20 protein-coding genes and 1 riboswitch are annotated in these 20,006 nt (G+C 52.1%); all 20 genes read left to right on the top strand.

Translation table 11 applies throughout. The features are described 5' to 3' along the window. Positions 1-41 precede the first annotated feature (41 nt). The 20 genes from AAFJ72_RS19700 to AAFJ72_RS19605 all read left to right on the top strand — a co-directional run bounded on the left by AAFJ72_RS19700 (position 42) and on the right by AAFJ72_RS19605 (position 20,006). Positions 42-1,001, top strand: coding sequence for an SLAP domain-containing protein (locus AAFJ72_RS19700; RefSeq protein ID WP_122902799.1), 960 nt, complete (start codon positions 42-44; stop codon positions 999-1,001). 40 nt (positions 1,002-1,041) lie between these two features. Then, positions 1,042-2,040 carry an SLAP domain-containing protein gene (locus tag AAFJ72_RS19695; protein ID WP_432775396.1) on the top strand — a complete coding sequence of 333 codons (999 nt, stop codon included), beginning with the start codon at positions 1,042-1,044 and terminating at the stop codon, positions 2,038-2,040. A gap of 290 nt (positions 2,041-2,330) precedes the next feature. After that, entirely contained in the window at positions 2,331-4,895 is a 2,565-nt protein-coding gene (locus AAFJ72_RS19690) for a S8 family peptidase (protein WP_432775395.1), read from the top strand. Positions 4,896-5,082: 187 nt separating this feature from the next. Then, positions 5,083-5,183, top strand: a riboswitch (SAM riboswitch). A gap of 132 nt (positions 5,184-5,315) precedes the next feature. After that, positions 5,316-6,527, top strand: coding sequence for a methionine adenosyltransferase (metK, locus tag AAFJ72_RS19685; RefSeq protein ID WP_122902796.1), 1,212 nt, complete (start codon positions 5,316-5,318; stop codon positions 6,525-6,527). A gap of 143 nt (positions 6,528-6,670) precedes the next feature. Beyond that, the gene (locus tag AAFJ72_RS19680; RefSeq protein WP_432775394.1) at positions 6,671-7,687 is read left to right on the top strand and encodes a polysaccharide deacetylase family protein; all 1,017 of its coding nucleotides are present in this window, start codon (positions 6,671-6,673) and stop codon (positions 7,685-7,687) included. Beyond that, positions 7,684-8,826 carry a sensor histidine kinase gene (locus AAFJ72_RS19675; protein WP_432775393.1) on the top strand — a complete coding sequence of 381 codons (1,143 nt, stop codon included), beginning with the start codon at positions 7,684-7,686 and terminating at the stop codon, positions 8,824-8,826. The genes AAFJ72_RS19680 and AAFJ72_RS19675 overlap by 4 nt, the downstream gene beginning before the upstream one ends. A gap of 34 nt (positions 8,827-8,860) precedes the next feature. After that, a complete protein-coding gene (locus tag AAFJ72_RS19670; protein WP_122902793.1) occupies positions 8,861-9,568 on the top strand; it encodes a response regulator in 708 nt (235 codons plus the stop codon). A gap of 76 nt (positions 9,569-9,644) precedes the next feature. Beyond that, on the top strand, positions 9,645-10,016 hold the full coding sequence (locus tag AAFJ72_RS19665) for a glycosyltransferase family 2 protein (RefSeq protein ID WP_432777224.1): 372 nt from the start codon (positions 9,645-9,647) through the stop codon (positions 10,014-10,016). 141 nt (positions 10,017-10,157) lie between these two features. Continuing rightward, positions 10,158-12,176, top strand: coding sequence for a helicase-related protein (locus AAFJ72_RS19660; RefSeq protein WP_432775392.1), 2,019 nt, complete (start codon positions 10,158-10,160; stop codon positions 12,174-12,176). Next, positions 12,173-13,126 carry a hypothetical protein gene (locus AAFJ72_RS19655; RefSeq protein ID WP_432775391.1) on the top strand — a complete coding sequence of 318 codons (954 nt, stop codon included), beginning with the start codon at positions 12,173-12,175 and terminating at the stop codon, positions 13,124-13,126. The genes AAFJ72_RS19660 and AAFJ72_RS19655 overlap by 4 nt, the downstream gene beginning before the upstream one ends. Before the next feature lie 85 nt (positions 13,127-13,211). Then, positions 13,212-13,643, top strand: a complete 432-nt coding sequence (locus tag AAFJ72_RS19650) for a TIGR03826 family flagellar region protein (protein ID WP_122906236.1) — start codon at positions 13,212-13,214, stop codon at positions 13,641-13,643. Between the two features lie 131 nt (positions 13,644-13,774). Beyond that, entirely contained in the window at positions 13,775-14,050 is a 276-nt protein-coding gene (gene flgM / locus AAFJ72_RS19645) for a flagellar biosynthesis anti-sigma factor FlgM (RefSeq protein ID WP_122906235.1), read from the top strand. Positions 14,051-14,086: 36 nt separating this feature from the next. Continuing rightward, positions 14,087-14,578, top strand: coding sequence for a flagellar protein FlgN (locus tag AAFJ72_RS19640; RefSeq protein WP_122906234.1), 492 nt, complete (start codon positions 14,087-14,089; stop codon positions 14,576-14,578). 12 nt (positions 14,579-14,590) lie between these two features. Further along, positions 14,591-16,078 (top strand): flagellar hook-associated protein FlgK, encoded by a 1,488-nt coding sequence (gene flgK, locus AAFJ72_RS19635; protein WP_432775389.1) that lies wholly within the window; start codon positions 14,591-14,593, stop codon positions 16,076-16,078. Positions 16,079-16,094: 16 nt separating this feature from the next. Next, on the top strand, positions 16,095-16,997 hold the full coding sequence (gene flgL / locus AAFJ72_RS19630; protein ID WP_432775388.1) for a flagellar hook-associated protein FlgL: 903 nt from the start codon (positions 16,095-16,097) through the stop codon (positions 16,995-16,997). 27 nt (positions 16,998-17,024) lie between these two features. Next, positions 17,025-17,597, top strand: a complete 573-nt coding sequence (locus AAFJ72_RS19625) for a DUF6470 family protein (RefSeq protein WP_432775387.1) — start codon at positions 17,025-17,027, stop codon at positions 17,595-17,597. A 13-nt stretch (positions 17,598-17,610) separates the two neighbouring features. After that, positions 17,611-18,027: a flagellar assembly protein FliW gene (locus AAFJ72_RS19620; protein WP_432775386.1), complete on the top strand. Its 417-nt coding sequence runs from the start codon at positions 17,611-17,613 to the stop codon at positions 18,025-18,027. An 11-nt stretch (positions 18,028-18,038) separates the two neighbouring features. Beyond that, positions 18,039-18,287, top strand: a complete 249-nt coding sequence (csrA, locus tag AAFJ72_RS19615) for a carbon storage regulator CsrA (RefSeq protein WP_432775385.1) — start codon at positions 18,039-18,041, stop codon at positions 18,285-18,287. A 176-nt stretch (positions 18,288-18,463) separates the two neighbouring features. After that, positions 18,464-19,288: a flagellin gene (locus AAFJ72_RS19610; protein WP_432775384.1), complete on the top strand. Its 825-nt coding sequence runs from the start codon at positions 18,464-18,466 to the stop codon at positions 19,286-19,288. 160 nt (positions 19,289-19,448) lie between these two features. Beyond that, positions 19,449-20,006, top strand: a complete 558-nt coding sequence (locus AAFJ72_RS19605) for a hypothetical protein (RefSeq protein ID WP_432775383.1) — start codon at positions 19,449-19,451, stop codon at positions 20,004-20,006.

The following is a 20,006-nucleotide window of genomic DNA, read 5'->3' as shown; positions in this document are numbered from 1 at the left end:
GAGATACTTCGTTCGGGCCCGGACGTGTGAGGAGGTAACCTATGTTTTCTTTTGTGAAAAATTTCTTTGGCAAGCAGCAGGGTGAAAAATCCCTGGAGGATTTGAAAAAAGAGATTCAGGAAGAGTCTGCGATTGATATTGCAGAGCTGAAAGATACTGAGGTGGAAGTGGAAAACAAGGCGGAGGCGGGTGCATCCGGCAAGCCTGACAGAGTGCGCACAGAACTGTCCCTGCATCCGATGTGGGAGCAGGAGCTGGATGCAGAGAAAAAATACACGCTGCGCTTTTTGCAGGCAGAGCTGCCTGAGATGGCGCGAGGCTTGATTAGCGTAACGGGCTTCAGCTTGATTCCCCAGCCGAACGGTATGACCGTGGCGTTGTTTTTCCGCAATGCGACAGATAAGCCTGTGCGCTTCAAGAACATCGGGCTGGCGATTTATTTGGACGACAAACCGTTTGCGCGGATGAGAGTCGACCTGTCGGATATGGGCAGCATTCCGCCGCATACAAGCCGTCCGTGGGAAGTGCATTTCCCGGAAGAGAGCTACCTGCACGACAATTTCATGTTCAGCCGTTGGAAAGTCGTGATGAAAGCAGGGAAAAGATCGCATATCTGGCCGAGCACACTGGAGCTGGACCCGGATATGGAAAGCCGCATGACACAGCGTCAAAAAGACCGTCTGGAATCGCTCGCGTACTCTTTGCCGCCGATCCCGGTCAATACGGTGCACATTACCGGGTTTGACATCGGGAAGACAAAAGACGGAAAGCTGGTGGCCGCCTTGCTGTTCCGCAACGGGCTGTCCAAGGATTATCAACCTGACCAGCTGAAAATCACCATTTCTGATATGGATGGGGATGTCGTGGCGCGAGGGGTTGTAAATGCCAGCAAGATTCGCGTGAAACCGGGGAACAGCCGCCCGTGGCTGGTTGTATTCCCGCCGGAATTTGTGAAAAAGCCGGATGCCAATCTGCGTAGATGGACTCTTGAAGTAGAATAGGCGCAAGAGTTCCATACTGCAGCAATAAGGAGGTTGTTATATGAGTTGGTTATTGGAAAACTGGTTTGGCTCCAAGGAAAGTCTGGAGCAGGTACGTGAAGATATTCATGAGCATTTGCATAAAGAGTTTTACCTGGGGGTGTCGGGAATTGACAACCCGCAGCAATCGGCGAACAGGATTGAGGCCAAAGAGCTGTTTTTGACGATGAACGGTCCTTGGGACGATCAACTGGATGAGGCGGAGCAGGAGCTGCTGCAGTACATCCACGACGAGCTGCCTCCGGTCGTTCGCGACGAGGTTGGCATTATTCCGTTCTATACGCAGGTGACGGCGGAAGGCTACCTGGTGCTGACTTACATTCGCAATGCGACAAACCGCAATGTTCTGTTGCAGAAGCTGCCGCTGACTCTCGTGACGGCAGACGGCGAAGAAGTAGCGAGAAAGACGTTTGATTTGATGGAAAAAGGTCCTGTTGGCCAAATGGCCAGCCGTCCGATGGAATTTATGTTCCGTTGGGAGGAGTTCGACCGCATCCCTGACAAGGAAGTGCCGCTGACTCTGACCTTTAAAAAGCCGGAAAAACGCCGCGTCGAGGAGAGTGAAGACTTGAATATCGGTCTGAGTGCGGACGAACAAGCACACTATGTACAAAAGGCGAAAGAGAAAGCTCCTGTGGAGCAAGGACAGGTAGATTTGCAAGTCCTCGACATCAAGCCAGGCAAGGATAAAGGGCTGAAAGTCGTGGTTGTATTCCGCAACGGACTGGAGAAGCGCCTGGAGTTTACCGAGGTGCCGATCATCGTTCACGACAAGGCAGGCGATGCGGTAGCCCGTGTCAACTACACCCTGGAAAACATGAAGGTGGAAGCAAACAGCCAGCGCATCTGGGCGTTTGACATCCCGGCTACTTCGATCAAAAAGTCGGAAGTGAACGTGGAGGAGTTGACTGCCTTTATTCCAAAGGCGCGTCAACGCAAAAATGACAAAGCAGCATACGCGGAGCCTGGGTTCGAAGACAACAAAGGCCTGCTGCAATAATCGAAAAACCCTTTTTGCCCATGGTGAAAAGGGTTTTTCGCCTGCTAAAACGTTCCAAATCTTGGGGAAACAGGGTTGCTTTTCGCCCTTTTCATCCGCTATGCTAGGACGAGAAGCACAATACTTGAGTATCTTTTTGAACGTACGGGAAATGGTAAGCGCACGTGTTTATTGGTTTCGCTACGTTAACAAAACCTTCCACTACAGCGCGGGCGCTCCAGGTAGAGAGCTGCGACAGAGGTTTTCTTGCTGCGCTCGTTGCAGGGGAAAGTAAGGAAGGACTGTTTTTTATGAAAAAATCGATTCACATAGCCGTGTCATTAGCGATGCTGCTCACGCTTGCTCCGCTTGGCGAACGGGCTGCACTCGCTGCCGCGCCTGCTTCCAACGACAGCTATCTGAGCAACCAGCTGCACATCAGCCAGATCAAGGCAGACAAGGCATGGTCGGTCGCGAACAGCAACCAGGCGATTACGATTGCCGTACTCGATTCAGGAGCGGACTACAACCATCCTGATTTGAAAGGGAATTTGCTGCCGGGCGTCAATCTGGTCAACCCCGGAAAATCCGCGCAGGATGACAACGGGCACGGTACAGAAGTGATCGGGGTTCTCGCGGCAAAAGGCAACAACGGCATCGGGGTTGCAGGGGTAGTCTGGAATGCCCGGATTTTGCCGATCAAGATTTTGAACAAAGACGCTGTGACAAATGTGGACATGATCGCCAAAGGGATCAATACTGCACTCGACAGGGGAGCAAAAGTCATCCTGATGTCGTTTAGCAGCCTTTCCTATTCCCGCTCCTTGACAGAGGCAATCGACCGGGCGGAGAGAAGCGGAGCGGTCCTCGTCGCAGCGAGCGGCAACGAAGCAAGCCGCGTGGCCTATCCGGCAGCCTACCCGACAGTGGTTGCGGTAGGGGCTGTGAACGGGAAAAACCAGGTGATCTCTCAGTCCAATACGGGGCCCGAGCTGAATCTTGTGGCGCCGGGGCTTAACGTATATACGACGAAGCTGGGCGGAAAGTACGGATCGTTTTCCGGTACATCGGCCGCAGCGCCTCAAGTGGCAGGAGCGGCGGCCCTGATCCTGGCGCGTTATCCCAAGCTGACGCCGCTCGATGTCAGGCAATTGCTTTACCAGACGGCTACCGATCTTGGCGAGAGCGGCTGGGATCGGCAGACAGGCTACGGACTGCTGGACGTGAACAAGGCAGTGCGCAGCGCACTCTCCAGTGACTTTTTGGAGCCGAACAACACATTGCAGCGGGCCAAGGCATTCCCGATTGAACAGCAAATCCGCGGCAACCTGGGGCCGAACGACACGGTCGACTGGTTTAAGATGGACGTACCGTATGACGGCAAAGTCAGCTTTACGGCGAAGATTAACTCCGGGGTATCCTCCGCCATGGCGGCTACCTTTTACTCCGAAAACCGGACGCCGATTACGCATTATTTTGGAAACGGGGATACCGTTACCGTCCCGGCAAAAGCGGGCAGGATGAACATCAAGCTGATGCGAAACGGCGGCGTCAATGCGTTTACATACGTGCTGACGAGCAAGTTCACGATCAACCCGGACCGCAATGAGCCAAACGATACGATGGCGACGGCAAGACCGCTTGTCGGCAACCAGATCAGCGTCACGGGCAACTTCCACCAGGAGGGCGACCAGGACTGGTTCTCCTACTACGTCCGCGAGTACGGGCATCTGGATGTGACAGTGACGCCCGACAACAAGCGGGTGGACCTGGTGCTTGCCATAGGGAAGCAGAACGGAAATAATACGGTTTGGGACCCGATCTACGACAACGACGACCGCGATCACCCGGCTGAGCGTGCGAGCAAGGAAGTCTCTCCGGGAAAATACTACATTCGGGTCAGCGAGTATCAGCAAAATGCGGTAAACGGTGAATACCGCCTGGATCTCGGTTTCACTCCGCTGAAAAAAGACCTGAACGAACCGAATGACACGTACAGCAGGGCCTCGCCGCTCGCCGCCGGAGGGGTCATGACCGGAACCATCCCGACGGCATCGGATTCAGACTGGTTTCAATTTACGCTCCATACAGATTCGTACGTCACAATTCGCGCTCCGTTCATTCCCGTATCCAGCGGGTTTCGCATCGCCCTTTACAGCGAGAAAAACATGAACTACGCGCTCGCATCGACAAATGAAGTGGCAGAGCTGTCCGACCGGGGCAAGGAGATTTTCAGCCTGCGGTTGCCAAAAGGCAAGTATTACGTGCGCCTGAACAGCGGCATTCCGTTCAAGTACGATGCTTACAAACTGACGGTCACGCAGCAGCCGCTCGTCTCGGGGTATCGGGATATTTCCGACCACTGGGCGCGTACAGAGATTGCCAGGCTGAGCTCCAAAGGCATTGTCAAAGGCTTTGACGATGCGACGTTCAAGCCCAACCAGGCAGTCACCCGCGCCCAGTTTGCCACCATGCTGCTGCAGACGATGCGCGCTACTGGCTCCAAAGTAGCTACCACCTATTCGGGAAAGGAAGCATTTTCTGATCTGCCAAAAAAGCATTGGGCGTACAACACCCTTGGAGTGGCTTATCAGCTCGGGATCTTGAAGGGGTATCCTGACAGTCAAATCAAGCCTGACCTGGCTGTTTCGCGGGCGGAAATGGCTGTGATGATCGCCAGGGCGAAGGGCTTGGCGCTGAACAGCCGCAGCACATCGAGCTATCGCGATGTTCCGGCCGACCACTGGGCAGCTCCGGCAATCGGGGCCATGACGGCGAGAAACTGGCTGAATGGGTACGGCTCGAACTTCAAGCCCCAGGGAAGCGCTACGCGGGCCGAGGTTGTTGTATTGCTCGCCAAGTCGTATCAAGTGTAAGCGTACAAGCGAAAACGTACAGCCTCGCCGGATCGCACACGGAAAAGCGCACAGCAGATCACCTCAGATGCTTCCCGCAGGCAATTCAGCAGCGTTTTTCCCAGGGCGGTTTCGGCCAAAAAAGTCCTCTGTAAAAGTCTATTGACACCACCTCAAAAAACAATTATTCTATAATCCGTAATGGATACTCTTATCCAGAGCAGGCGGAGGGACTGGCCCTATGAAGCCCGGCAACCGTCTGGAGCGGTGCTAACCAGCAGGACGGAAATCTGTTCTGGCCGATAAGAGGATGAAGGAAGCTAAAAGCGCTCAAACCTTTTCCTCCAAAAGATGGAAAAGGTTTTTTATTTGCGTTTACGTCGATAAAATCCTGACTCGGCTACCAAACTATTTGTATGAGGTCAAAGGAGGTATTTTCTCATGGCTTTGCAAAAGGGTCGTCGTCTGTTCACATCGGAGTCTGTTACCGAAGGACATCCGGATAAAATTTGTGACCAAATTTCCGACTCCATTCTGGATGCGATTTTGGCCAAGGATCCAAACGCTCGTGTAGCTTGCGAAACTTCCGTAACTACCGGTCTGGTTCTCGTAGCAGGTGAAATCACCACCAACACGTACGTAGACATCCAAAAGCTGGTTCGCGACACTATTCGTGAAATCGGTTATGATCGTGCAAAGTTCGGCTTTGACGCTGACACTTGCGGCGTTATCACTGCGATCGGCGAGCAATCCGCTGACATCGCTCTTGGCGTAGACCAGGCACTGGAAGCGCGCGAAGGCAAAATGACTGACGCTGAGATCGAAGCAATCGGTGCAGGCGACCAAGGACTGATGTTCGGCTTTGCTTGCAACGAAACTCCTGAGCTGATGCCACTGCCGATCAGCATGTCCCACAAGCTGGCGCGCCGTCTGACTGAAGTTCGCAAAAACGGCACCCTCGCTTACCTGCGTCCTGACGGCAAAACGCAAGTAACGGTTGAGTACGATGGAGACAAACCAGTTCGCATCGACACAATCGTTATTTCTACTCAACACGCTCCAGAAGCGACATTGGAGCAAATCAAGCAAGACCTGATGGAACATGTCATCAAACCAGTTGTTCCAGCTGAACTGCTGGACGCTGATACCAAATACTTCATCAACCCGACTGGCCGTTTCGTCATCGGCGGACCTCAAGGGGATGCTGGCTTGACTGGCCGCAAAATCATCGTAGATACTTACGGTGGCTACGCTCGTCACGGCGGCGGCGCGTTCTCCGGTAAGGATCCGACGAAAGTAGACCGTTCCGGTGCTTACGCTGCTCGTTACGTAGCGAAAAACATCGTGGCTGCCGGCCTGGCTGACAAATGCGAAGTGCAAGTGGCTTACGCCATTGGTGTAGCACAGCCTGTATCCATCTCTGTCGATACGTTCGGTACAGGAACCGTTTCCGAAGAAGACCTGGTGAAACTGATCCGCAAACACTTCGACCTGCGTCCGGCTGGCATCATCAAGCAGCTCGACCTGCGTCGTCCTATCTACAAACAAACAGCGGCTTATGGCCACTTTGGACGCAATGACCTGAATGTTCCTTGGGAGCAAACAGACAAAGCAGAAATTTTGAAGCAAGAAGCTGCTCAACTGGCAAAATAAGAACGACAACAAGCAAGAGCCTGGTAATGCTACTGGGCTCTTTTTGTTATGGGAAAATTTCCCATTTTTTAGTGGGTCTTGATCGAAGGGAAAATGTAGGACTGTGTCGAATCTCCTAGAGAGGAAAATAAGGAGGGGTTTCTTTGCCGAACAGAAGGCTCTTCCTGACCGTGTTTGTTATTTGTTTGCTGCTCATTGTGTCTACAGCAGGGATTGGTCATTTTTACCAATTTAAAAATAATGCGCAAAAAGCGCAACCTTTTCCCCAAGTAGATACGTCTATAAGCATAAGCGCGGCGGAAATTGCTGAGCCAAACGTCACGCAGAATGAAAAAGCAACGGTAGAGCCGAAAAAGTGGTATAACAATCAGGTAGTCGTTCTGACGTATCACCATGTCACGGATGAATCGGGTCAGCGGTACGTGATTTCGTCGGAGCAATTTGCAAAACATATGTCGTTTTTGCACGAAAACGACTTGCATCCGATCTCGTTGGATGAGTTTTTGCGGTTTGTGGATACAGGGAGCTTGCCGACAGAGAATGCTGTCCTGATTACGTTTGACGACGGCTATGAGAGTTATTACACGGAGGCTTTTCCCATCTTGCGTACATACGGCTACCCGTCAGTGAACTTTGTGATTGCAGGGCGCTTGCGAGATGTAGCCGATCGAAAACGGGAGAACATGACGACGCCGCTGACGCGTCAGCAAGTCATGGAAATGCTTCACTCCGGGCTGGCTGATATTGGTTCGCATACGTACAGCCTGCACGAAGAGGAAGCACGGAATGAATGGGGAGAGATGGGACCGGAGACGGCGCCCGTCTACTTGCAAGATTTGAAACGATTGGAAAATGAGGAGGAATACAGGGATCGACTTTACGTTGATTTCAGTATGTCTCGTGTAGGCTTGAACAAATGGATGGGCCGGGAGATAAAAGCGATTTCATTGCCTTTTGGCTATACGAATCCCATCGTACTGGAGACAGCGCGGCAGGCGGGCTACGGATATGTCTTTACCTCTACACCCGGTTTTGTGAAAAAAGGGGTAGATCCGTTCGCCATCCCGCGAAACGATGTGGGACTGCGAGATGTAGATGAGGTCATACTCCATCAGTTGTTCACGAAGGCGAAAAAAGAGTTCGAAGGAGAACAATCATGAACAAAGTGATCGACATCAGCGTGCTGGATGGGGTGATTAAGAGAACCATTGAAACCGTGGAAACGAGTAAAACGCAAATTTTTGATATAGCCGAAAACGCCAGGCAGCAAGGCAACTCGTTAAAATTCGAGTTGCACGAGCTTCGGCAGGAAATCTCGAAGGTCATCCAAAAAGTCGATGCGCTGGAGCTGGCCTATCGCAAGTCGCGCAACAAGCTCGTTCAGGTAAGCCGCAACTTCCACATGTATACGGAAGACGACATTCGCATCGCCTACGAGGAAGCGAGCCGGATTCAGGTGGAGCTATCCATCTACCGCGAGCGGGAAAACAACCTGAAGCGCCGGCGAAACGATCTGGAGCGGCAACTGCGGACGCTGGAGGAAACCATCGTTCGCGCTGAGAAGCTGGTTTCCCAGATGGGTGTCGTGCTCGGTTATTTGACTGGTGATCTGAGCAAGATCGGAGTAGCGCTGGAATCGGCCAAGCAGACTCAATTGATGGGGCTGAAGATCATCCAGGCCCAGGAAGAAGAACGCAAGCGTGTCGCGCGCGAGATTCACGACGGGCCGGCCCAATCGATGGCAAACGTCGTGCTGCGCTCCGAAATCGTGGAGCGCATGCTGAAAAACGAGCGTATTTTGGAAGCGCAAATGGAACTGCACGAACTGAAAGAAATGGTCCGGCTGAGCCTGGCTGATGTAAGACGGATTATTTTTGACCTTCGCCCAATGGCTCTGGATGACCTTGGACTGGTGCCCACTCTGCAAAAATATATCCAGACGTGCGAAGAACGTATCCATGCTGCCATTGATCTGGTAGTATTTGGTGTGGAGCCGCCGCTGCGCAGTTCTGTCAAGGCTGCGATTTTCCGTCTCGTGCAGGAATGCCTGAACAACGTGGAAAAGCATGCGAAAGCTTCTTCGGTACAAGTGAAGCTGGAGTTTCTGCAGGAGTCGCTGAGTCTCGTCGTCAAAGACGATGGAGTCGGATTCGATCTGGAAAAGCGCATGGCAAACGGCAACTCCTTTGGGCTTTTGGGAATGCGAGAGCGCGTGCAACTGCTGGAAGGCAGTGTGGATTTGCAATCGACTCCGGGCGAAGGAACAAAGGTAATTTTTCAAATACCGTTAAAAGTATGAACCGATACAGATCATGTACACAGGGGGATGAAACATGGATAAGAGACAGCAAGAGCTCCGCATTGTGATTGTGGACGACCATCAATTGTTCCGCGAGGGAGTTAAACGTATTTTGGAAATGGAAGAGGATTTCAAGGTCGTCGGTGAAGGGGCGGACGGTGGAGATGCTGCGCTGCTTGCGGAAGAGCACAAGCCGGACGTTTTGCTGATGGACATCAACATGCCGAACATCAACGGCGTCTCTGCTGCAGAAAATGTCATTTCAGTGAGTCCCTCCACGCGAGTCATCATGCTCTCTATTCACGATGACGAGGGCTACGTCTATCGCACGCTGCGTTCCGGCGCGTCCGGCTACCTGCTCAAAGAGATGGGCACCTCCGACCTGGTGGAAGCTGTACGCGTGGTAGCCAGCGGCGGCGCTTACATACACCCAAAGGTGACAGGCAAGCTGATTGAGGAGTTCCGTCGCCTGAGTGAGAATGAGGGGACGGCAGAGCGCAGCTTCTCTGTGGATGAATCGCAAGCCATCGATCCAAAAGTGATCGAATCGCTGACCCGCCGCGAGCGGGAAGTGCTGCAGCTGATGGCGGAAGGAAAAAGCAACCGGGCTATCGGGGAATTTTTGTTCATCAGCGAAAAGACAGTGAAAAATCACGTCAGCAGCATTTTGCAAAAGCTGAATGTCCAGGACCGGACACAGGCTGTTGTCATCTCGATTAAAAACGGCTGGGTGAAGCTGTAGAGCCAGGCAACGCGTCCCGTTGGCACCCTGTTCAAGCCATCCGGCATACCTTTTTATAGGAGGGGGTATGACCGTGATGGAAGAACTGGTTGTATGGCTATTGGCGGCTTTTGGCTGCTGCTCGCTGCTTGTGATGATAGCGGAGCAATGGACCAGTCGGATGAACAGCATGACCGAACTCCCGCAAGAGCACTATCGTTTGTTGGTACACAATTCGGAGCAGGTTCTGGAGCGTGCCGTAAGAAAGCTTCTGTTGCGCTCCTACTGGAGTGGCAAGCCTGTCCGGATTACCTTGATAGAGGAAGGGTCTACGGACGATTCGTCGCGGATGGTGACGATTTTGGCGCGAGAGCCGTACTGCTGCGGCTTGGGCGTGGCAGACGATCCTGTAGAGCTTGCAACGGGAGCAATCGTGATTGATCTGCGACAGAAGCGGGAAGGAGCCTGACTTTTTCCGGGCAAATGAATAGACGTGCAAGGCTGTCGAGCGAGTCGGCAGCCTTTTTGTGCTTCCTGAAAAATTTTTGCCGACCCGGCTTGTCTTTTTGCACAATGGAGGCAGAAAGCAGCCAAGGAATGGGGGAGGCAAATGCGCGAGTACCTGCTGTATATCAAGTGCGGCACAGGAGCAGTGCCGTCTGTCCAGACGTATGTGACGCCGAGCTTTTCTGTTGATCGAGCTTTTTGGCAGGAGCGGGAGGGCGGTGTGCTGCATGTGATTGGCAAGACTTCGTCGCTTGCCTTGGCTTTTTTCTTGCGCGAGAAAATAAACGAACGGTTGCGCAAGCGCGCGAGGGTGACGGATACGCTGGTCGCGGAGCTGCGTGGGCTGGCCGCGGCCAAGGTCCGGGAGGCGAGCGCGCTATACGGGCGGGAAGTGGCAAGGAGACGGGCAGAGCTGTACCATGCAGGGCACAGCGGCCAGGGACTGGATCGCGTCGATAGCGGGGTGTATCCGCCTGTGCCGCATAAGGAGTGGTTTGCCTGGGAGGAAATAGCGTGCAAGGAGACAGCAGCGTCGTATCTTTCCGGGATGGATGCACGGCAAGCCATACCCGCTCCCTCCACGCCAGAGGGAGGGCACGACAGCACGGTGAGAGAGCTGCTGGATGGTCGCGCCCTGCTCTGGGAGGAAATCGGGACGCTGCTGCAAAAGCGGGGAGTGGAAGTAGATGATCTCGCTGCTGTATTGCACAGGCAAGTGCTGACTGGAAAAGCGCAGTGGATGCCTGGGGTGCGGATTGACGTGTGCAGCAGCTGGTGGCAAAGCCGCCTTGTCCTGACCTGTGAGCGATGCGGCAGTACGGGACGAACGATTGAGCTGACCTTTTGCCATACTTGCGGGCAAGGCTGCGCATACTGCACGGTTTGTCTTGGGATGGGCAGGAGCAAATGCTGCACGCCGTATATTTTGCTGGCTACAAGCGGCTCTTCGGCTGTGCGGCGATACAAGGGCACAGCCCCGGACACAGCGCCTTCGCGGCTGGAGTGGACAGGCAGCTACTCGGACGACCAGGCGAGAGCTGCCGAGCGCGCTCGGCGGTTTGTCGCGAATCTGCGCCCCGGTCTTTCCGAGTTTTTGATCTGGGCCGTGTGCGGAGCTGGCAAGACCGAGCTGCTCTTTCCTTCCGTAGCAGAGGGGCTTGCGGCGGGAGGTCGCGTACTGATTGCGACTCCGCGCAAAGACGTAGTGCTGGAGCTGGCCCCGCGCATTCAACGGGTGTTCCCCTACGCGCGGGTGATTGCCGTCCACGGCGCAAGCGCTGAAAAGTGGGAAGAGAGCGACATCACAATCGCGACGACCCATCAGGTTTTGCGCTATTACCGCCGCTTTCTGCTGGTTGTGCTCGACGAGGCCGATGCGTTTCCATACCACAATAATCCCGTCCTCTACCGGGCGCTGGCCAGAGCTGTACACCAGGCGGGAAAGCTGCTTTATTTGAGCGCGACCCCACCGCGCTATTTGCAAAAGCGACTGGTTTCAAACGCTCGTTTAACTGGGCGTGGCGCAAAGACCAATCCGCTTTTTTCCGCCACACACGTCCTTTTGCCGGGTCGCTATCACGGCTTTCCGCTGCCTGTCCCTCAAATTCACACAGTACGCGGCCTGCACAAGCGCATTCGGGCGAATCGGGCGGTGCCCTCGCTGACAGAGGCGGTGAATCGGTCGCTCGCTTCCGAACGGCAAGTTTTCGTGTTTGTCCCGCGGATTGATGACGTGGATGTGGTGCTAACCTATTTGCAAAAGTGGCTGCCGACTCATGCCGAACAGATGGCGGGTGTCCATGCTGCGGACACGATGCGCGAGGAAAAGGTGCTCGGCTTTCGGCAAAAGAGCTATACCCTCATGGTAACGACGACGATTTTGGAGCGGGGGGTAACTATCCCGAAGAGCGATGTGATTGTCGTCGGCGCGGAAGCACCTGTCTTTGACGAAGCTTCTCTGGTGCAGATCGCCGGACGTGTGGGCAGGGCGTTCGATGATCCGACAGGCACCGTGCTGTTTTTGCAGGCAGAACGCGCTCAGGCGCCCAGGCTTGCGGTTCGGCAAATTACCCGGATGAACCAGCTTGCAAACAGGCTGGCAAAAGGAAGAGAGCATTCATGAAGCAGAGGACATGTGTCACCTGCGGCGGACGTGTGCATACGCCCAAAAGGGAAGGGGCTGTCCGTGAGCTTGCGGTCCGGCTTTCCCGTCCCGCCACTTATCCGGTGATCTATCGCTTGCTGCACAGTCTGTCTGTTTGCGCAAGCTGTCTGGAATCGCTGCCGTTTATCGGAGAGGAAATCTGCCGACAGTGCGGGCGGGACATGCGAGCAGAGCGGTACATCAGCGAGGGGCGCTGCCGCGACTGTGTCAGGGAAGCAGACGAGCCGCTGCAGGGAAATCGCAGTTTGCTGCGGTACGACCAGGACGGCAAAAGCATGCTCAGCCTGTTCAAATACCGCGGCGATGAGCGTCTGGCTGGCTATTACGGGACGCTTTTGGCCATCGCGGCCTTTCGTTTCTACACTCCGTCAGGTTTTGCCTGCATCGCCGCTGTTCCCCTTCATGCAAGACGGCTGCAGGAGCGCGGATTCAACCAGGCAGACCTGCTGGCCGCCTACTTGGGGCGTGCAACCGGAATCCCGGTGCAGACCCTGCTCAAGCGCACAAAAGAGACAGAGAAGCTAAGCAAGCAGTGGGGACGCGCATCCCGGCAGGAAAGCATGCGGGAGGCTTTTTCCTGGGACGAGAGGGCGGTGCTGCCTGGGGTTGCCTGTGTCGGTTCGGATCGCCGGGGTGACGATCAGCGGAATCTGACCAATCCACTTGGCGCTGGGATCGGTTTTTTGCTTGGCAATTGGTTCAGGCTGCGTTCTGCCATCTCACATGATTCGCAAGCCACTACCGTTCCGCCCTCAAACCACCGCAAACCTTTGCCCGCTGATCCCCCAAAAATCCTTCTGATCGATGACATTTACACGACCGGATCGACGCTTCGCTCATGCGCCAGAACATTGCAGGCACATTTTGGGACAATTTTCAAAATTTACTCCCTGACAATATACAGATAGCCAGTCGGGAGAAATTACGCTATCATGAAAGTATACAGCTATCGGAACCGAATGAACTCTCTGGACGATGAAGGGGTTGTTGTATATGGCTCTGGGCAAACTGGCAAACTGCTCGCGGTGTGATGCTTTATTTGTACAAACAGTTCGTGATATTTGCCCCAAATGCTATCAACAGGTGGAGCAGGAGTATGACAAATGCGCCCGTTTTTTGCGCAAGCGTGAAAATCGCGGAGCAACGATTCATCAGGTAAGCGAAGCCACAGGGGTGAGCGTGAAGCAAATTACGAAGTTTATCAAGGAAGGGCGTATTTCAATAGAGGGCAACCCGAACCTTGGTTATCCGTGCGAAGTTTGCGGGATATTGATCCGCGTTGGTAACGTATGTGACAACTGCTTGAAGGGCTTGAAGCATGAAATATCGCAGCAGCTCGAATTGGACCAGCGTCTGGAGGAGGACGCACGTGCGCGTCAGGCGGGAGCGATCGCCTATCAAAGAAAGAAGAATCATGACGAATAGTTTTGCGCAAAAAAACTAATCGTCCATCAGGAAATTGCCGATGATACTACTAAGAGGTATCATCGGTTTTTCTGTTGGCGGGGATGTGTTCCTGCAAGAAATGTCCGGTGGTTTGAGAGGATGGGAATCAGATGCGGATTAATGAACCGAACCGTGTCGGGATGATTAATGCTTACAACAAGACGGCCAACAACCAGGTAGGCAAAAGCCAAAAAATCCCGATGGGCAAGGATGAGGTCAACATTTCCACGGAAGCGCTGGAAATGCAGCGGCAAATCGAGGATGCAAACGCGCCACAGCGCCGCGAAAAGGTAGAGCAGTTGAAAAAGCAAGTCGAGGAAGGCACATATCACGTCCCGAGCGAGCGGATTGCCGATAAACTGCTGTCTTTTTGGAAAAAGCGATAAACCAGTTCTCTAGGGAAGACGAGGAGAAACGTGAACATGGATAGACTCTACGATCTGCTCGACAACTTGATCCAGTTGCACAAAGCCTTGTACACCCTGGCCAGCCAGAAAAAAGATGTGCTGGTGAAGGGAAAAGTAGATGAGCTGGTGGCGATTACCCGCCAGGAACAAAAGCTAATCAAGGGCGTCACAGCAGCAGAAGCAGCCCGCCAAAGTCTGGTGCAGGAACTGACCGAAAAGAAAGGCTTTGCGCTTCAGGAAGGTACACTGGCTGAATTAATCAAGTTGACGACCAGTGCGGAAGAGAAGACGCGGCTTGCGTCCTATCGAAACGAGCTTGTGCGGATTGTCACCGAACTGCGTGAGGCAAATGAGTTGAATCAGCAGTTGCTGGAGCAATCCCTTTCTTTTGTAAACATGACACTCGACCTGATTACGGACGCGCCGGAGGACGACTTTATTTACGGGCACCCGAACACGGACACGTACCGCCAGGCGAGCCGAACTTTTTTTAACAAAAAAGCGTAAAGAGGTGCTGACATGCGCTCGACTTTTCATGGAATCGAAGTAAGCAAACGCGGCCTGTTCGCACAGCAGTCCGCATTGAATACGACCGGACACAACATTGCCAATGCGAATACGGAAGGGTATACGCGGCAGCGGGTCAATATGCAGGCGACGACGGGGCTGCCGTATGTCGGGCTGCAAGCGGCTGTCGAGCCAGGGTTGCTCGGAACAGGTGTACAGGCTACCAGCATTCAGCGCCTGCGTGAAGAGTTTCTGGATATTCAATATCGCAATGAGCACAAACGCCAGGGATATTGGGATGCACGCCTGGAAACACTGGAAAAGCTGGAAGGAATCATGAATGAGCCTTCCGAAACAGGACTGCAAAAAGTCATGGACCAGATGTGGCAAGCTTGGCAGGACTTGGCCAAAGACCCTACGGATACATCTGCACGCGCTGTTGTTCGTGAGCGCAGCAAAGCGGTTGCGGACACGTTTAACACATTGACGAACCACATCAAAGAAGTGCAAAGCGATTTGGACAACGTAGTGAATGTGAAGGCAATGGAGATCAACTCCCTGGGCCAGCAGATCGCCAGCCTGAACAATCAGATTGCCAACATCGTACCGCATGGCTACCAGCCGAATGATTTGTACGACCAGCGCGATGTTCTCCTGGACAAGCTCTCCAAGCTGGTCGACATTCAAGTGACGCCAACCACGGCAGGTATGGTGAATGTAACGATTGAAGGACGCCAATTTGTCAACGGTGTCGCTTCCCAGCCAGTAGTCGCCCAGCAAAATCCAGTCACAGGCTTGAGCGATCTCACTCTGGGCGGAGCCGCTTTTGTCCCGACAAGCGGATATTTGGCAGGAACTTTGGAATCCCGCGACCAAATTGTGCCGAATTTGCTAAAACGGCTGGATGTTCTGGCAGTAAACTTGACGAAGGAAATCAATGACCTGCACAGGGCAGGCCGAAGCTTGAGTGATATTAATAACGGGACGGTACAGGATCTGCCGTTCTTTGTGGATGCAAACTCCTTGGCCACGAATGCCGCCACCAAGGATTACCCGAAAAGCGCATCGGCTATTGTCGTTAATCCCGCGATTATAATGAGTCTGGATGCAATCGCTGCGGCTAAACCGGAAGCGACCTCTACGCCGGTCGGCAACAACGAAAACGCGCAGGCCATAGCGTCGATCAAATTCAAGGTTCTGCCTGCCGGAACAGGTCCAACCGATCTGGCTGAAAGCTCAACTTTGGATAACTACTATCGCTATACGATCAGCCAATTGGGTGTAGATGCCCAGGAGGCTACCCGTAACCAGTTGAACTCGGAAATGCTTGTCGGCACTGTAGACAACCAGCGACAATCCGTATCTGGTGTATCTATCGACGATGAAATGGCTGAGATGGTGAAGTACCAGCATGCGTACAGCGCATCTGCGCGCGTCATGACCAGCATGGACGAAATTTTGGACAAAGTCATCAACGGTATGGGCCGAGTTGGCCTCTAGTAGGAGGGAGTAGAACATGGCGGTACGTGTAACGCAGAACATGTTGAATAGCAATATGCTGCGAAATTTGCATAATTCCATGCGCAATATGGACAAACTGCAGCAACAGCTTTCTTCCGGAAGCAAAATTGCAAAGCCATCCGATGATCCGGTCGTCGCTGCGCGCGGGATGTTTTATCGGTCTTCGTTGATGGAGAATGAGCAGTATAAGCGAAATGTGGACGAAGTGAAGTCGTGGATGGACATGACGGATAGTACGATGGACGAGATGGGCAACGTCCTGAAACGTGTCAGGGAGCTTCTTGTATACTCCGGGGATGGCGGAGTCTCCCCTGATGATTTGAAAGCGATGGCTGCTGAGGTCGAAGAGCTGAAAAAGCACATGGGGACACTGGCCAACCAACAAATTAACGGGAAGTATATATTTGCCGGTACCGATACAAACAAGCCGCCCTATGACGCGAATGCCAATGCGGGTGCCGGGGGCTTCGTCAGCACCAACAGTTCGCTGATCCAATTGGAAGTAAGCCAGAATGTATTTGTGGCGTCTAACGTGAACGCCCAAAATATTTTTAACTACCCTACCCCGGCAAACAATATGTTCACCGTTCTGAATAATATTGTTGCACAGATGAAAGCGGGTAATCCGGCTACCCAATTCCAGGATGCCATTGATGAACAGTTCGATCAGCTGTTGGCGGAGCGGGCAGCGCTTGGCGCCAATGTGAACAGGGTGGAGCTGATCGCTGAACGCCTGAATTCCCAGGAAGTAAGCATTACGGAACTCATGTCCAGAAATGAAGATGCGGATATCGCAAAAGTCATCACCGATCTGAAAACGCAAGAGAGCGTCCACTCGGCTGCGTTGGGAGCAGGAGCGCGCATCATTCAGCCGACTCTGTTGGACTTCCTTCGTTAATAGACAGAAAGAGATGAGGGTGTGCAAATGTTGCGCTTACAGATGCAAAGCACATTTGCCCAAATCGGGCTAAACATCAGCAAGCCGATTCAGGAAATCAAGCAGCCGAAAGCGGATTTGAATCTGCAGCAAGTGCCGGCGACGCTGGAAATCGAACAAGCTCGTGCCATTTTGCAGATCGATTCCAGCCAGGCAAGAGCCAATATCGGCATCATGACCTCAATGCAGTTCAGTGATAAAAATGCTTCCTACGGTCAGCAAAAAGCTTTGCAGGCGATCGCCGAAAAAAGCCAGGAAGGCGACCGTATGATGCGGATCTATACAAAAGAAAACGTCATCGCTTCATTGGGCAGGGAAAAAGGCATGCGTGCATTGGAAGGCGGGTACACCCCTCCCCCAGCGTCACATGATGAAGGCGTTGAAATCAGTATTGAGGTAAAGCCTGTAGTTATCAACGTGCAGCGTAATGGCCTGAGAAATAATACGGAAATACGGCCGCCGGAGCTGATGTACACGCCAGGCAAGGTAGAGCCGTATATGCTACAATATAATAGCCTGAAAATCGAAACAACAGGCAGTCGACTGGATCAAACGATATAAGCGAGGGGAAAACATGAACGCAAGTCAACAAGTGGAAGTGGGCAAGCTATTTTTTGAGGATGGCATCCCTGGTTTTTCCCATCTGCAGTTTTTTCAGTTGATACAGGAGAAGGAAAGTCCATTTTATCTGATCCAATCGATGGAGGAAAAAGATGTCGGGTTTTGGGTAATCAATCCGTTTACCTTTTTTCCGGACTATCACTTTGAACTTCCTTCCGTAGTAAAAGAGACACTGCGAGTAGAGGAACTGTCGCAAATTGCTGTATTCGCAATTGTTACGCTGCGTGGCAACAACCAGGCGACAGTGAATCTGAAAGCTCCTATTGTGGTGAATTTGTCGAATAGGATGGGCAGGCAGATCATCCTGCAAGAAGATACATACTCTATTCGTCAGCCGTTGTTTAAGCAACTAGCTGAGGAACAAAAGTAGGTGGTGCTGATATGCTGGTCCTTTCCCGGAAAAAAAATGAATCCATCATGATTGGAGACACGATTGAGATCAAGATCATCTCAGTAGAAGGGGATCAGGTGCGGATCGGGATAGAAGCACCGCGGAATTTGGATGTGTATCGCAAGGAGATTTATGATGTCATTCAGGAAGAGAACAGGCTTGCTGCAACGAATCAGGCAGATTGGTCTGCTTTAAGGCAGCTCATTCAGTCCAATAAGGAAGGGAAAGATGGTCAATAGACTATCTTTTTTTGTTTTTTTGCAGAAAAAAGTAGAAAAAGCACTAAACACTAAAATCATGACAGCCGATAACAATATTGTAGGGACAAAGCCACAAGCGCGCGATTGTTGGTTGTCTCCATTTTAAGGAGCAGTCACAGGGACGTGACTGTCGACAACTCAAGGAGGAATTTTACATGATTATCCAACACAATATGTCGGCTCAAAACACTCACCGTCAACTGGGTGTAAACGTTGGCAACCTGTCTAAAAACGTAGAAAAACTGTCTTCCGGCTACCGCATCAACCGTGCGGCTGACGATGCGGCAGGTCTGTCCATCTCCGAGCGTATGCGCGCACAAATCCGCGGTATGGAACAAGCTTCCCGCAACGCACAAGATGGTATCTCTCTGGTACAAACTGCTGAGGGTGCTCTGCAAACTGTAAACAACATGCTCGTTCGTCTCAAAGAACTGGCTACACAAGCTGCAAACGGTACGTATACGGATGCAGAAGACCGCAAACGTATCCAAGAAGAAGTAACTGAACTGAGCAAAGAGGTTAACAACATCAAGGACAACACCAAATTCAACGGTATCTCCCTGTTGGATGGTAGCGCAAGCGGCGATATCACGCTGCAAATCGGTCAAGAGACTTCTCAAACTCTCACTTTGGCTGTAAGTAAATTTGACTTGTCTTCTGTTGCTTCTGCTATAGCTAGCTATGACCTGAGCACTCAGAGCGGTGCAAAATCTGCATTGGGCGATATCGAAAATCAAATTAACAAAGTATCCGCAGCGCGTTCTTACCTCGGTGCGAACCAAAACCGTTTGGAAAACACCATCAACAACCTGAACATTACTTCCGAAAACCTGACTGCTGCTGAATCCCGTATCCGCGACGTAGATATGGCGAAAGAGCAAATGCAGTTTACGAAGAACAACATCTTGACCCAAGCTTCCCAAGCTATGCTGGCGCAAGCTAACCAATTGCCACAAGGCGTTCTGCAATTGCTCCGTTAATTGTAAAGCATCAAAGCACGGCCTTCCAGAAGGAGGTCGTGCTTTTTTCGTCATTTTAAACGCATAATTTGACACGCTTCGACTGACTTCCAGGAATATCATATAATGGATTGCCGCATAGTTACCGATATATAGAAAGAAAAGGAGTGGGGGTAGTCGGATGAAAATTATTTCAGATGGAAAAGAATATACTATCGATATGACGGTTGCGGATGCCGTTCCTTCTATTCTTTCTGTAGTAAGCGATATTATAGGGCAGTCGGACAAGATTTTTTATGGGCTGAAGATAAATGGACAAGAAGTATACGAGCATTTTGAAATGATTCTGGAAGAGAATAAAGCAATTTTAGAAACGATTGAACCTATTCTGGTTACAAAAAAACAGTGGACAGATGACATTCTTTATTCCATTTATGAATATACACACAATGCATTGCCAAAGGCAGTGGAATTGGTTGAGATTTTTTATGATAATCCGCGTGAAGACGCATGGGTCCAACTGAGCTACCTTATAGAAGGGATGCAGTGGATTCACAAAACGAGTGAGTATCTACCGGAGTACGCTTCTCTTTTGGACTCTTCATCTCTCTTAGAAAACCTCAATACAGCAGTCACTCAATTGGATCTTGTTTTAATTGGTGACCTTATTCAATACGAGATTGTCCCTTATTATGAAAAAATACAGACACAGTTGGCGGCGACGATTGAAATGAGGTGA

Source organism: Brevibacillus gelatini (assembly GCF_050920745.1).
Classification (GTDB): domain Bacteria; phylum Bacillota; class Bacilli; order Brevibacillales; family Brevibacillaceae; genus Brevibacillus; species Brevibacillus gelatini.
The sequence above is the reverse complement of the archived record's forward strand: the minus strand, read 5'-3'. Positions and strand labels throughout refer to the sequence as shown.